Source organism: Roseateles sp. (assembly GCF_036404855.1).
Lineage (GTDB): Bacteria > Pseudomonadota > Gammaproteobacteria > Burkholderiales > Burkholderiaceae_C > Pelomonas.
The window spans coordinates 1-12,966 of sequence record NZ_DASWYS010000287.1; the positions used below are offsets into that span (position 1 = coordinate 1).

A 12,966-nucleotide genomic window follows, 5' to 3' on the forward strand; every position below is an offset into this window, starting at 1 on the left:
ACTTCGACGTGGCCGAGGGCGAGTTCGTCGCCATCGTCGGCCCCTCGGGCTGCGGCAAGTCCACGCTGATGAACATCCTCGCCGGCTTCGAGCAGCCCGGTGCCGGCAGCGTGCGCATCGACGGCCGGCCACACCCCGGCCCGAGCCCGCAAGGCATCGTCATCTCGCAATACGGTTCGGTATTCCCGTGGCTGACCGTCCAGCAGAACCTGATGTTCGGCCTCGGCGAACAGCACGGTGCCGACCAGACCGGGCTGGCCGACCACTATGCGGCCATGGTGGGGCTCAAGGGTTTCGAGAACGCCTACCCCCACGAGCTGTCGGGCGGCATGCTCAAGCGCGTCGAGCTGGCGCGGGCCTTCATCGTCAAGCCCGAGATCCTCTACCTCGACGAACCCTTCTCGGCGCTGGACGCGCTGATGAACCTGCGCATGCGCAACGAGCTGCTCCGCATCCTGGCCGAGGAACGCCACACGGTGCTGCTGATCACCCACGACGTCGACGAAGCCCTCTACATGGCCGACCGCATCCTGGTGCTGTCGCCCCGGCCCGCGTGCATCCAGGCCCGCTTCGAGCTGGACATGCCACATCCAAGGCGGCTCATCAGCCCGGAGATGGACGCCTTGCGCGAGACGATCCTCAAGGAGCTGGGGCTGGAGATGCCAGCCTAGCCCTTCAGCACCGCCCCGGTGCTGTCCAGCACCCGCAGCGTGACGGGGATGGCTGGCGCCACGCTCTGCGTGACGGTGCAGAAGTCCTCGAAGGTGTCCAGCACCCGCTGGATGTGGCCCAGCTCGGCGGCCGGCTTGCCCAGGTGCAGCTCCACGGCCAGGCCCTGCACGCGGTTGCGTCCCCGCTCGTTGCGGCCCACCGTCGCCTTCACCTCGGTACGCAGCGGCGAGGGGTCGTCCCTGTACTTCTGACTGGCGAACCACAGCGAGGCACTCAGGCAGTTGCCAACGGCCGAGGCCAGCAGCTCGACCGGGTCCGGTCCCTGGCCGGTGCCCGCCGGCGGCGGCTCGTCGGACAGCAGCACCGGCAGGCCCGGTGCGTAGTGGTGTTCGAACTGGTAGCCCTGACGCTGGATCAGGGTAACGCTGGGGGTGTCCATGCGGGCCTCTCGAAGTTGTGCAGGGGATTCTCGTCACTTGACGCGAATCGGGACCCGACAGCGGAATAATCCCGACATGCATTGCCCCCGCTTCCTGCTTCTGACCCCGCTGATCGGCGTGCTGCTGGCTGGCTGCGGTGCCCTGCCCTCGCTGCCGGACAGGCCCAGGAAGGCCGTCTACCAGGGCGAGAGCTTCGCCGCCGAAGAGACCTTCTCGCGCCTGTTCGACGCCGATGTCGACACCACCTGCGAGGCTGCGCGCCGCGCCCTGCTGAGCCAGGGCTACGTCATCAACAAGGCCGATGGCGGCCTGGTGCGGGGCAACAAGCACTTCCAGCCCGAGGGCGAGGTGCATGTGGAGATCTCGTTCAACATCGTCTGCGTCGGCGACGGTCCCAAGCAGCAGATCGCGACCGCCTACGTCAGCGCCCAGCAGGACCAGTACGCGCTCAAGAAGAACCCGCAGGCCGCGAGCCTGGGCGTCAGCGCGCTGGGCTCGATCTCGGTGCCGCTGTCGTCGACGCAGGACTCCCTCGTCAAGGTCGCCTCCGAGACCATCCCCGCCGGCGAGTTCTACGACCGCTTCTTCACGCTGATGCAGCGCATGTTGCGCGAGAACACGGCCGAACGCTGAGGCTGTCCGACCCACGTCCACGTCCTCTTCTGCGATGAATCGACTCCAGTCCGAGAAGCAGCGCCTGTACCTGATGGCGTCGCCCGTCCCGGGTCAGACGCGCGTGATGGTGCTGGAGCTGGCTCGCCCGGCCGACTGGGAAGCGCTGTCGCAGGTGTGGCGCGGCGTGCAGCTGGACCTGCAGCTGCCGGCGCCGGGCATCGCGGTGTCCGGCACGGACGGGCTGCAGCTGTGGTTCTCGCTGCAGGCGCAGGTGAGCGTCTCGCAGGCAGAGGCCTTCCTGGCGATGCTGCGATCCCGCTATCTGGCGAGCATCGCACCGGCCCGGCTGCGCTGCATGCCGTCGTCCTCCGCCGCGTGGCAGGCGCCGCCCGTGCCCGCGCAGCAGGCGGACACGGAGAATTGGTCGGCCTTCGTCGCCCCCGACCTGGCGCCGGTGTTCGCCGACACGCCCTGGCTGGACATCCCGCCCAGCGCCGACGGCCAGGCGGACCTGCTGGCCCGGCTGCAGCCGATCAAGCCGGCCGTCTTCGACGCGGCGATGCAGGCCACCACGCCCGACAACATCGCCAACGCGGTGCCGGCCTCGGACCAGGCCCCGGGCGGCTTGGACCCGCGGGACTTCCTGCAGCGCGTGCTGAACGACGAGGCGGCCCCGCTGGCGCTGCGCGTCGAGGCTGCCAAGGCGCTGCTGCCGCGCCACTGACCTTCGGTCCGCGCGGCCGCGGTCCTACACGGATGTCAGCGTGTGTGCATCGCGCGCCAGCAACCAGCGGCCATCGGGGCCGCGGCGGTAGACGCTCAGGCGGTGGCCGGCCAGTTCAATGGCATCACCACCCGCTCGCGGCACGAGGTGCAGCGTGTCGCGGCACACGGTGTAGGCCAGGTCCCCCGCGACCGTGATCTCCAGCGGCTCGCTGGCGCAGCGCAGCACGAAGCGCTCGTGCCCGCCCGTGAACTTGTCGGGGAAGGCGGCCTTGCCCAGCGGCGGCCCGCCCGGGTTCAGCAGCACGGCATCGTCCGCCATCATCGTCATCAGCCGCGCCAGGTCGCCGGCGTTGACGGCCGCCATCCAGGCCTCGTGCGTCTCGCGGACGGCTTGTTCTTCGGTTGCCATGTCAGTCTCCTGCAGCAATTGATGATCAGCTCGCAAGACGCTTTGCGCGCCCCTGCAGCAGCGCGCGCTGCACCTCGTTGTCGGTGAGCTCGGCAGCGTGCACGTAGGCGGCGCGTGCCTCCGCGACGCGGCCGAGCCGTTCCAGCACGTCCGCCCGCGCGCCGGCCAGGAAGGGGTAGCGCTTGAGCTGCGGCTCTGCGGCCAGCGCGTCCAGCAGCGGCAACGCCGCACCCGGACCGTGCGCGAAACTGACCGCCACCGCGCGATTCAGCGCGATGACGGGCGAGGGGTTGAGCGCGAGCAAGCGGTCGTAGCCCGCCACGATGGCGTGCCAGTCGGTGTCTTCGGCCCGCGCTGCGCGCGCATGGCAGGCTGCGATTGATCCCTGCAAGGCGTAGGGGCCGGGCTCGCCCAGGGACAACGCGCGATCCAGCGCGGCCAGGCCGCGGCGGATCAGCAGCGTGTCCCAGCGGCGGCGGTCCTGGTCAGGCAGCAGCACCGGACGGCCGTCGGCATCCAGCCGCGCGGGCAGCCGCGAAGCCTGGATCTCCAGCAGCGCGGCCAGGCCGTGCACCTCGGCGTCCTGCGGCAGCAGGTGCTGCAGCTGGCGCGCCAGACGCAGCGCCTCGTCGCACAGGGCCGGGCGCAGCAAACTGGCGCCGCTGCCGGCGCTGTGACCTTCGTTGAAGATCAGGTAGACGACGGCCAGCACGGCCGACAGGCGCTGCGCGCGCTCGGCCGGCCCGGGCAGCTCGTAGGCCTGGCCGTTCAGTGCCTTCTTGGCACGCACGATGCGCTGGGCCACCGTCGCCTCGGGCTGCAGAAAGGCCCGGGCGATCTCCGCAGTCTCCAACCCGCCCAGAAGCCGCAGCGTCAGCGCGACCTGGGCCTCGCGAGGCAGCACCGGGTGGCAGGCAATGAAGATCAAGCGCAGCAACTCGTCGCCAATCTCGGCCTGGTCGCGCGCGGCGTCCAGATGGTCGACGAAGTCGGGCACGACATGGACGCCGGCAGCCTCGTCGTCGGCCGCGAGGTGTTCATGCTCGCGCTCCAACATCGCGCGGCGGCGCAGCCGATCCAGGGCCTTGTTGCGGGTGGCGGTCATCAGCCAGGCGGCGGGGTTGGCGGGCTGGCCGTCGCGCGGCCAGTGCTCCATGGCGGCGATGAGGGCGTCCTGTGCGCAGTCCTCGGCCTCGTCGAGGTCGCGCAGCAGCTTGGCCGCTGCGCCGACGAGGCGGCTGCGCTCGATGCGCCAGACGCCTGCAGCGAGGTCCGCATGGCTCACGGGCTCAGGCGCCGTCGTAGGCGCGCTGCAAGGCGGCCAGATCGATCTTCTCCATGGCCCAGATGGCCTGGAAGACGCGCTGCACGCGGGCCGGGTCGGGGTCGCGGATCATGTCGAACCACGCCGCCGGGATCACCTGCCAGGACAGGCCCCAGGCATCCTCGACCCAGCCGCAGGCCTTGGGCTTGCCGCCGTTGGCCTGGAGCTGCACCCAGAGGTGGTCGACTTCGGCCTGGTCCTCGCAGGCGACCATCAGCGAGAACGCCTCGGTGAGCTTGAAATGCGGCCCGCCGTTGAAGGCGGTCATCTGCTGGCCGAGCAGTTCGAACTGCACCACCATGACCGTACCCGGCTCGCCCGGCGAGTTCTCGCCCCAACGCTGCGTGTGCGTGACCTGGCCGCTGCCGAACACTTTCAGGTAGTGCGCCACCGCATCCTCGGCCCCGCGCTCGTACCAGATGAAGGGCGTGATCTTTTGCTGGATCTTCATGGGGCTGACTCCTGCGGCGGCATGCCGGTCATATGAACGAGTTCCCAGTGGTGGCCGTCCGGGTCCTCGAAGCCATGGCCGTACATGAAGCCATGGTCCTGCGCCTCGCTCGGAATGTGGCCGCCGGCGGCCCTGGCCTTGGCGACGAGGGCGTCGACCTCCTCGCGGCTTTCACAGCTCAGGCACACCCAGCCGGTCGTCGCGGTCTTGGGGTCCGGGAATGCCTTGGGCGTGAAGGTCCGGGCGAAGTCCTCGGCCAGCAGCATGACGTAGAGGTTCTCGCCCAGTTCCATGCCGGCGCCCTTGTCGTTGGTGAAGTGCGGATTGAAGCTGTAGCCCACGGCCTCGAAGAAGGCCTTGCTGGCAGCCAGGTCCTTGACGGGCAGGTTGACGTAGATCTGCTTGTGCATGGCGTCGCCTCAGAGGGGTTGCACGAGGTGGAGGAGGTTGCCGCAACCATCTTCGAACATGACGGCCTTGATCGGGCCCATGTCCACCGGCTCGCCGCGCACGACGACGCCGCGGTCACGCAGCTTGCGCGCTTCGGCCTGGACATCGGTCGTGACGAAGGCGTTGATCGGCATGTTGGCGTCGTACAAGGCCTTCTGGTAGACCTTGGATGCCTCCAGGTTCATCGGGTCCAGGGACAGCTCGACGCCTTCGATGCCGTCGGGCGACACCACCGTCAGCCAACGGAAGGTGGGACCCATCTGGATGTCGGCCATCTTCCTGAAGCCGAGCTTGTGCGTGTAGAAGGCCAGGGCCTTCTCCTGGTCGTCGACCATGACGCTGGTGACCTTGATCTGCATGTCGTGCTCCTTCAATGCGTGGACTCGGACAACGCCTTGAGGCGCTGCAGGGCCTTGGGCCAGAGGCCGGCCATCAGGTCGGCGAAACCATCGTCCCAGCCGCGCAGCTGGACCGCGAGATGGGTGCCGCCGTCGGCGGTCGCGCTGAACTCGTAGACCTCCTGCGCGGGATGGCTGGCGATGGTGCTGCCCGGCGTCGGCCGGCCCTCCGTAAGGTCGCCCACCAGCTTCAGGGCGAGGCGCTGGTGCAGGCGGTTCTCCTCGACCACGGCGTCCATGCCGTTGCGGTCCGGGTCCAGGAAACGCATGCGGCTGCCCTGGGCCCAGGACCCCTCGAAGTAGGAGCCCTCGCAGAAGGCGGTGGTCCAGTCGCGGTAGGCGAGGGGGTCCAACATGCAGTCCCAGACGCGGGCGACCGGTGCGGCAATGTCGATCTCGAAGCTCAGGTCCTTCATGACTGGGCCTCTGCGATCTGGCGCAGGTTCTGCAGGCCGTCCTCGAAGTCGCGGCCCACCATCTTGTCCATGTCGATGAAGATGCCCATCAGCTTGCTCAGGAAGTTGGCGGGTCCGTTCATCGTCCAGCGCACCTCGGTGGCGCCGTCGGCCGTGGGCTGCAGCGCAAACTCGGCCTGGTTGTGGGCCTCGAAGGGCTTCACGAAGTCCAGCTTCAGCTGCACCGCGCGGCCGGGCTGCTGGCCGGTGATCTCGAGGCTGCCGCTGCCGACCTTGTCGCTCTCCCACGCATAGCGCGAGCCAATGCCGCTGGGTGCACCGTCGTACTGGCTCTTCAGCAGCGGGTCCTTGCGCTCGTAGGGATTCCAGCGATTGAAGGACCGCAGCTCGGAGATGAGCGGCCAGACCCGGTCGGCCGGCGCGGCGATGCGCGTGCGGCGCTCAACGCGGAACTCGCCAGGCCGGGTTGACGCGTAGCCCAGCAGCAGCAGCACGGCCAGGCCGGCACAGAGGAGGACGATGGACAGGTTGCTCATGACGCACGCCCCTCAGCTGCCGATGGCCATGTCGCCGCCAGGGGCGAAGTCGGCGTCCTCATACAGCCGCCTGACCTCGATCTCGCAGTCCATGCCCACGAAGGGCTTGGGAAAGCGGCTGGCCCAGGCCCGGGCCTCCTCGACGGAGCGAACCTGGATCAGCGTGTAGCCGGCGATCAGCTCCTTGGTCTCGGCGAAGGGGCCATCGATGCGCTCGATGCGGCCGTCCGCGCCGTAGCGCTGGCGCCAACCGTCGCGGCTGGGACGCAGGCCGGCGCCGTCCAGCAGTACGCCGGCGCGGGCCATCTCCTCGTGGAAGGCGCCCATCTCCTCGAACAGCTTGGCGTACTCCGGGCCGGGCGGGTCGCCGCGCTCGCTCACCGCGTTAGCGCGGACTTGGATCATGAATCGCATGGCACGTCTCCTGGGTGGGTGGGGCAGCGCGCTGGGCTGCCTTCATGCCCACGACGATCCATGCGACGCGACTTCGACGAACCCCGGGAAACTACCTAAATTCCCCCCATCCGCGTATCGGACGTGTTCAGGTGTAGCAGGGCCCCACGCCGCGGATCTCCACCGTCGCCCACTCGGCCGCCGGACAGCGCTCGGCCCAGGCCAGGGCGACGGCGGCGTCCTCCGTGTCGAGCAGGAAGTAACCGCCCACCATTTCCTTGGCCTCGGCAAACGGGCCGTCCCAGACCTGGGCGCCGCCGTCACGTTTGCTCAGCCGGCGAGCCCCGGACCCCAGCGAGTTGACCCCCAGCAGCAAGCCTTCGGCCTTCAGCTCGGCGGCGAAGTCCAGCATGCGCTGGTAGACGGCCTCGCCGGCCACGCGGCCACGTTCGGCACGCTGGCCGATGGGTTCGACGATGAGCAGCATTTGGGGCATGTCGGGGCCTGCAGGGGTGAGCGATGGGCGGCATTCTGGCGCCTGTCGCCTACCGAACTTGGCAGTTGGGTCCGGCGACGAGATGCGGCACAGTTGGGAGCCTAGCAATCTCAGGTCAAAAAACAGCGGAGGCCGAGATGGACGACATGACCCGTGTCGCGATACTGCTCGTGAAGGCCACGCCCGAGCTGCCCATCGTCGGCACGGCCTCGGGGCACGCCAAGCTGCTCGGTTACGACCCGCAGGCCCTGCGTGGCATGCCGCTGTCGCTGCTGTGCCCGCTGCGCCAGCCTGACGGCCGCACCTCGGCCGAGACGCTGGAGGGCATGCTGGCCGAACTGCAGCAGGTCGGCTCGCTGAGCCAGCACTGGAGCCTGCTGACCCGCGCCGGCGAGACGCGGCCGCACGAGCTGCACCTGACGCTGACAGAGCGCGACGGCGAACCTCAGGTGGCAGTCTGCCTGGTGGACATCAGCCGCATGGAGTTCGCCGAGGTACTGAACCGGACCAAGAACGAGTTGCTGGAAATGGTGGCCACCGGCCAGCCCCTGCAGATCGTGCTGACCCGCCTAACGACGCTCATCGAGTCCCAGTTCGAGGGCCTGTACAGCACCGTGCTGTTGCTGGACCTGGACGGCCGCCACGTGCATGTGGGCGTCGGGCCACGCATGCCGGCCGAGTACATGCAGGCGCTGGACGGCGTCGAGATCGGCCCGACAGTAGGCTCGTGCGGCACGGCCATGTTCGATGACCGCCTCGTCATCGTCGATGACATCGCCACCCATCCGCTGTGGACGCATTACCGCGGCCTGGCCCTGCCCTACGGTTTCCGGGCCTGCTGGTCCTCGCCCATTCACGGCCCGGACCGGCGCGTCATCGGCAGCTTCGCGATGTACTACCGCGAGGTGCGCCGCCCCTCGCCCGAGGAGCTGGCCGCGCTCAACACCGTCAGCCACCTCGCCGGCATCGCCATCGACCAAGAGCGACGCGCCGAGGAACGGCGCCGCGCCGCACAGTGGCTGGAGGAGCAGGTCCAGCAGCGCACCGCCGAGCTGCTGGCTACGCAGGACGAGCTGGTCAACAGCCGCAAGCTGGCGGCACTGGGCCAGCTGCTCGCCGGCATCGCCCACGAGATGAACACGCCACTGGGCAACGCACTGCTCAGCGCCAGCGCGCTGCGCGCGGGCAGCGTCGGCTTCGCGCAGCGCATGGCTCACGGCGCACCGCTCAAGCGCCAGGAGCTGACTGACTGGGTGGCGCAGACGACGGCCGGCACCGAACTCGTCGAGCAAAACGTGGACCGCGCGCTGCGCCTGGTCAACCGCTTCAAGCAGCTGACTGAAGGCAGCGGCCGCGCGGTGCGCTCGCGCTTCGACCTGCGCGAAGCCGTGTTGCAGGCCTGGGCACGGGTGCGGAGCCACCTCAGCGTCGAGCATGTGCGGCTGGCCTGCGAACTGCCGGACGGTTTCATGTTGCACGGGTACGCCGAAGTGCTGCAGCAGGTGCTGGAACAGTTGCTGGAGAACGCCTGCCTGCATGCCTTCCGCAACGGCCGCAGCGGCCAGATCCGCATCGGCGCGCACCGCAGCGCCGACGACCGGCTGACGCTGGAAGTGCGCGACGACGGCGCCGGCATGCCGGCGGCCGACCTCGCCCGCGCCTTCGAGCCCTTCTTCTCCACCACCTTCGGCCAGGGCGGCAACGGCCTGGGCCTGTTCGTCGCCCACAGCCTGGCCAGTGGCATGCTGGGCGGCAGCCTGGAGCTGGAGAGCCGGCCTGGCGAGGGCACGGTGGCGCGGCTGGAGCTGCCGCTGCGGGCCGACGCGGCGCTGTCCCTGGCCGCGTGAAGCAAAACGCCTTGTCCAAGGCGCGCCTTGGACCGTCTCCCGACGGGCGGCGCTCGGCCCGCGCGCTTCAGCGACGCATCGGCGACGCGGAGCGCCAGGCCGGATCGGACCAGCGCTGGAAGGCACCCAGCAGTGCGGGCTCGCCGGACTGACGCTCGGTGGCCAGGTTGTCCAGCGACACGACCTCGAAGCTGCGGCGGTAGCGGCCTTCGGCGCGGAACTCGCGCGCCAGCAGCATCTGCGCGCCGCCTGGTACCCAGCCCGCGAACTCGGCCACACCCAGGCCCGGTCGGGCTGGCGCAGGCGGCAGAACTTCCACCCGCCAGCCCTCCCGGCCCTTCAGAAACAGCCACAACTCGCGCCAGCCGTCCAGCGGCTGCACGGCCAGCGCCAGCGCGCGACCCTCCCGGTTCAGAGAAGCGGAGGCCAGCGCCACCTGGCCAAAGCCGCAGCGGCGTGCCGCCAACCGACCGCCTTCCTTCAGCTCCACGCAGCGCTCGCCGTCGGCACCGGGCTGCCATGCGAGTTGCACGGCGCCGAAGTCGCGGCTGCCAGCACCCGTGCCCAGCCAGCGCGCCGCATTCACGCGCATGGCCGTGTCGGCATAGGCGGACTGGTCGTCCTCGGTCAGCTCGCTGGGCACGATGGCTGCGAACTCGGCCAGGGCCGGCGCTGCATCACCCACCGCGCCACGGCGGGTTGGCGCGAACGCGAGGCTGGCGGCAACCCCCGCGCGGCGCATCTGCAGCCGGTTCTTCCAGGGCGGCGTCAGCGTGGTCACATCAACCTGGACCAGCACCTGCCGACGCCATTGGTCGCGCGCCTCCGCCTCGCGCGGCGTCGCCAGCGGGTTCAGGCAGTCGGGGCGCGTGAGCGCCAGCGCCGCGCGGGCGCGCTGCTCAGGCGTGGCGGCCGTGACAAGGACTCGGCGAAAGGCCTCACCCTCGTAGCAGACCTGGACGCGGCCCTCCTCGGCGCTCTCGAACTGCTCGAACTTCAGGCCGTAGCGCGCGGCGACGTCGAGCTGCGCCGCGAGCTGACCCTCGTTGGGCCTGGCCGCCGCGGTCGAGGCACGGTCCGCGATGCGCTCGGCGAACTGGCCCATGGCCTCCAGCGCTTCGGCACCACCGGGGCCTGCCAGCTCGGCCGGCGTTGCGGCCTGCACATAGGCCGCGGCCAGGCCCAGCCCCAGGCCCTCGGTGCCGAACTGCTGGCGGGCCAGGCGCAGCTGCGACAGCAGTTCGGCCGCGGCGCCGTCTCCCCGCGGCAGTACCAGCACCTGGCTCTTGCGCAGCCAGCCGCCGCGCTCGCGGCGATAGTCCCAGACCTGCCAGTGGTCGCCCCGCTCGGCGCGGATCTCCAGCGCCTCACCGCGGCCCATCTGGGCCTGCAGCGAGGCGGTATCGCGCGGCGCGCCGCGCAGCGGCGAGTCCTGCGACACCAGGCCTGCGCGCGGGAAGGCCTGCAACTCGGCAGCATCGGCCTGGGTGATGACCACGGCTGCAGCCGCGGCCGCCACGACGATCAGAGCAAAGCGTCGCATGGCTTACTCCCGTTCCGATTTCGCGCCTTCGGTCGGTGCCATGCCGGCAAGCAGCGCGTTGCCAATGAAGCCGCCCGAGCCCGGCGGCGCGATGATGACCTGCACCTTGTCCGAGAGCTTGTCAGCCATGGCCTTCTGCACCAGCAGCGGATGCCGGGTCAGCAGCGCTCCCTCGGCCGCCATCTGGCCGGCGCTGGCCTTGCCGATCTGGGTCACGCGGTAGGCCTCGGCATCAGCCAGCTTCTGGCGCGCCTCGGACTCTGCGGCGATCTCGATACGGCGCGCCTGGGCGGCGCCCTCGGCCTGCTTGATGCGCGCGGCGCTGTCGGCCTGGGCTTCCAGCGCGCGCTGCTCGATCTGCTTTTGCTTGAAGGGCAGCACATGCTTCATGGCCTCCTCCTGCGCCCGCGCCGCGATGATCTGCTCGCGCCCGGCGGCCTCGGCGGCGGTCTCGCGGCGCACCTTGTCGGCGGCGGCCTGCAACTCGGTCTGCTTGACCTGCTTCTCGCTGATCTCCAGCGTGTAGCGCATGCGATCGCTGGCCAGGCTGTCGGCCAGCAGGCGATCCATGCCGCGGCGGTAGTCGGGTGGCAGATCCACCGAGCCGATCTGCACCCCCCTGAGCACGATGCCGTCGCCGGCCAGCCGGGCACGCAGCTCGGCCTCCAGCGCCGCGGCAATCTCGGCGCGCTGGCTGGAGAAGATCTCACGCACGGTGTGCATGGCGATCTGCTTGTAGACGACGGCCTGCACCGCCGGTGCGATGACGTCGGCCTCGATGTCGTCCGGCAACCGACGCGACAGCTCGGCCAGGCGTGTGACGTCGACCGTCCAACGAAGGTTCATGTCCAGGCCCAGCGACAGGCCCTCGACCGACTGCAGCGGCGCCGGGCCGTCGGCCTTGGCGATGGCGGCGGGGTGGTAGCTCTGGTCGCGCAGCGGGAACAGGCGCACCTCGTGCAGACCGGGGATGCGCAGGAAGCTGCCCGTGCGGAACTCGTTCGTGCCGCCGCTGAACTGGTTCGTACGCAGTGCTGCCTGGCCGGGAGGAACCGCCTGCAAGGGCGGGTGGGTGGCCAGCGCATAGCCGGTCGCAGTCACGGCCGTGAGCATCAGCAGCGGTGGCAGGGTGCGGCGCAGCGACCGCGCGGCGGTAGGTACGGCGCCAAGGCCGCGGCTGGCGCCGCGACCGAAGGCAGTACGCAGGGAGGCGGCGAGGGTCTTGAGGCGTTGCAGCATGGCTTGCTCCTGGGCGGTGGTGGCATCGCGTGGTCGGTGGTAGCGATGCATGGCCGCCATGGTTGCCAGTCCGGCGGGAAGGGACGAGAGGCACGCGAGGCGGATGTCTTCCAGGAACGCGGAAGGAATCTTCCGGAGCGCCAGCATCCCGCCATGCCCCCACCGGCCGCCGCCGACACCTCCCAGGCCGGGGACCGTTTCATGGCGGCTCCGAACCATCCCTTCAAGGCCGAGCGCCACGTGGTGCGTCGGGCCGTGCCGGCGGCCTGCCGAAATGGCTGGCCCGGACCGCGCCCGGTCCAGTTCCACTCGGCCGCCGATCTCGCCGCCAAACTGCCTGCGCCGCGAACCCTCCTATAGATGTGGATTCGCCACCTCTGATCCCGGGGGGCCTGTACCACCAAGTCGGTACGTGCCGCGGCGTCCCGCAGGGCCTCCCGTTGCTACGCTTTCGCGCATTGCATCCAAGGAGACATCCATGAAGAACGTGCTGATCGCCATTGCCTGCCTGCTCGCCGGCACCACGGCCCTGGCGGCCGACCTGGCCGTGACCGTCAACGCCGCCGAGAAGCAGGGCGACGGCGCGGCGCTCGGCAGCGTGCGCATCGTCGAAACGCCATACGGCCTGGCCTTCTACCCGGAGCTCAAGGGCCTGGCGCCCGGCCTTCACGGCTTCCACATCCACGAGAAGCCCTCTTGCGCCCCCGGCGAGAGCAACGGCGCCATGGTGCCGGCGCTGGGCGCTGGCGGCCACCTCGACCCGCTGGGCAGCAAGAAGCACGGTGAGCCCTGGGGTGTCGGCCACTTGGGCGACCTGCCGCCCCTCTATGTCGCGGCCGACGGCACTGCCACCTCCCCGGTGCTGGGCCCGCGCCTCAAGCTGGCCGACGTGAAGAACCGCGCGCTGATGATCCATGCCGGCGGCGACAATCACTCCGACCACCCCGCCCCGCTGGGCGGTGGCGGCGCACGCGTGGCCTGCGGCGTGATCGGCGGCTGAACCCCTCGGAA

The 12,966-nt window shown here is 70.1% G+C and carries 17 protein-coding genes; 5 read left to right on the forward strand and 12 right to left on the reverse strand.

Features of this window, described 5'->3' with window-relative positions:
• On the forward strand, window positions 1–671 hold a 671-nt coding region (locus VGF12_RS18875), incomplete at its 5' end, for an ABC transporter ATP-binding protein (protein WP_331177591.1).
• Here the strand turns inward: VGF12_RS18875 and VGF12_RS18880 are convergent.
• A complete protein-coding gene (locus VGF12_RS18880) occupies window positions 668–1,111 on the reverse strand; it encodes an OsmC family protein (protein ID WP_331177592.1) in 444 nt (147 codons plus the stop codon). The genes VGF12_RS18875 and VGF12_RS18880 overlap by 4 nt on opposite strands.
• Window positions 1,112–1,187: 76 nt before the next feature.
• Here VGF12_RS18880 and VGF12_RS18885 point away from each other — a divergent pair, with 76 nt between their 5' ends.
• Both VGF12_RS18885 and VGF12_RS18890 read left to right on the forward strand, forming a co-directional pair.
• Window positions 1,188–1,745: a DUF2242 domain-containing protein gene (locus VGF12_RS18885; protein WP_331177593.1), complete on the forward strand. Its 558-nt coding sequence runs from the start codon at window positions 1,188–1,190 to the stop codon at window positions 1,743–1,745.
• Window positions 1,746–1,779: 34 nt separating this feature from the next.
• Window positions 1,780–2,451, forward strand: coding sequence for a hypothetical protein (locus tag VGF12_RS18890; protein ID WP_331177594.1), 672 nt, complete (start codon window positions 1,780–1,782; stop codon window positions 2,449–2,451).
• Between the two features lie 24 nt (window positions 2,452–2,475).
• Here VGF12_RS18890 and VGF12_RS18895 read toward each other — a convergent pair whose 3' ends face one another.
• The 9 genes from VGF12_RS18895 to VGF12_RS18935 form a co-directional block, all read right to left on the reverse strand.
• Complete coding sequence (locus VGF12_RS18895; RefSeq protein ID WP_331177595.1) at window positions 2,476–2,862, reverse strand: SgcJ/EcaC family oxidoreductase; 387 nt, start codon at window positions 2,860–2,862, stop codon at window positions 2,476–2,478.
• 25 nt (window positions 2,863–2,887) lie between these two features.
• Window positions 2,888–4,147 carry an RNA polymerase sigma factor gene (locus VGF12_RS18900; protein ID WP_331177596.1) on the reverse strand — a complete coding sequence of 420 codons (1,260 nt, stop codon included), beginning with the start codon at window positions 4,145–4,147 and terminating at the stop codon, window positions 2,888–2,890.
• A gap of 4 nt (window positions 4,148–4,151) precedes the next feature.
• Entirely contained in the window at window positions 4,152–4,637 is a 486-nt protein-coding gene (locus VGF12_RS18905) for a VOC family protein (RefSeq protein WP_331177597.1), read from the reverse strand.
• Window positions 4,634–5,047: a VOC family protein gene (locus VGF12_RS18910; protein ID WP_331177598.1), complete on the reverse strand. Its 414-nt coding sequence runs from the start codon at window positions 5,045–5,047 to the stop codon at window positions 4,634–4,636. The genes VGF12_RS18905 and VGF12_RS18910 overlap by 4 nt, the downstream gene beginning before the upstream one ends.
• A gap of 9 nt (window positions 5,048–5,056) precedes the next feature.
• Entirely contained in the window at window positions 5,057–5,446 is a 390-nt protein-coding gene (locus VGF12_RS18915; protein WP_331177599.1) for a VOC family protein, read from the reverse strand.
• An 11-nt stretch (window positions 5,447–5,457) separates the two neighbouring features.
• Window positions 5,458–5,901 carry an SRPBCC domain-containing protein gene (locus VGF12_RS18920; protein ID WP_331177600.1) on the reverse strand — a complete coding sequence of 148 codons (444 nt, stop codon included), beginning with the start codon at window positions 5,899–5,901 and terminating at the stop codon, window positions 5,458–5,460.
• Window positions 5,898–6,437, reverse strand: coding sequence for an SRPBCC family protein (locus tag VGF12_RS18925; protein WP_331177601.1), 540 nt, complete (start codon window positions 6,435–6,437; stop codon window positions 5,898–5,900). The genes VGF12_RS18920 and VGF12_RS18925 overlap by 4 nt, the downstream gene beginning before the upstream one ends.
• A gap of 12 nt (window positions 6,438–6,449) precedes the next feature.
• Window positions 6,450–6,851: a YciI family protein gene (locus VGF12_RS18930; protein WP_331177602.1), complete on the reverse strand. Its 402-nt coding sequence runs from the start codon at window positions 6,849–6,851 to the stop codon at window positions 6,450–6,452.
• A gap of 127 nt (window positions 6,852–6,978) precedes the next feature.
• A complete protein-coding gene (locus tag VGF12_RS18935) occupies window positions 6,979–7,326 on the reverse strand; it encodes a YciI family protein (protein WP_331177603.1) in 348 nt (115 codons plus the stop codon).
• A gap of 137 nt (window positions 7,327–7,463) precedes the next feature.
• Between VGF12_RS18935 and VGF12_RS18940 the strand changes: the two genes are divergently transcribed.
• The gene (locus VGF12_RS18940; protein ID WP_331177604.1) at window positions 7,464–9,173 is read left to right on the forward strand and encodes a GAF domain-containing sensor histidine kinase; all 1,710 of its coding nucleotides are present in this window, start codon (window positions 7,464–7,466) and stop codon (window positions 9,171–9,173) included.
• Window positions 9,174–9,240: 67 nt separating this feature from the next.
• On the opposite strand, the gene VGF12_RS18945 is transcribed toward VGF12_RS18940, so the two are convergent.
• Both VGF12_RS18945 and VGF12_RS18950 read right to left on the reverse strand, forming a co-directional pair.
• Entirely contained in the window at window positions 9,241–10,716 is a 1,476-nt protein-coding gene (locus VGF12_RS18945; RefSeq protein WP_331177605.1) for a hypothetical protein, read from the reverse strand.
• 3 nt (window positions 10,717–10,719) lie between these two features.
• On the reverse strand, window positions 10,720–12,015 hold the full coding sequence (locus VGF12_RS18950) for an SPFH domain-containing protein (RefSeq protein ID WP_331177606.1): 1,296 nt from the start codon (window positions 12,013–12,015) through the stop codon (window positions 10,720–10,722).
• 418 nt (window positions 12,016–12,433) lie between these two features.
• Here VGF12_RS18950 and sodC point away from each other — a divergent pair, with 418 nt between their 5' ends.
• Entirely contained in the window at window positions 12,434–12,955 is a 522-nt protein-coding gene (gene sodC / locus VGF12_RS18955; RefSeq protein ID WP_331177607.1) for a superoxide dismutase [Cu-Zn] SodC, read from the forward strand.
• Window positions 12,956–12,966 lie beyond the last annotated feature (11 nt).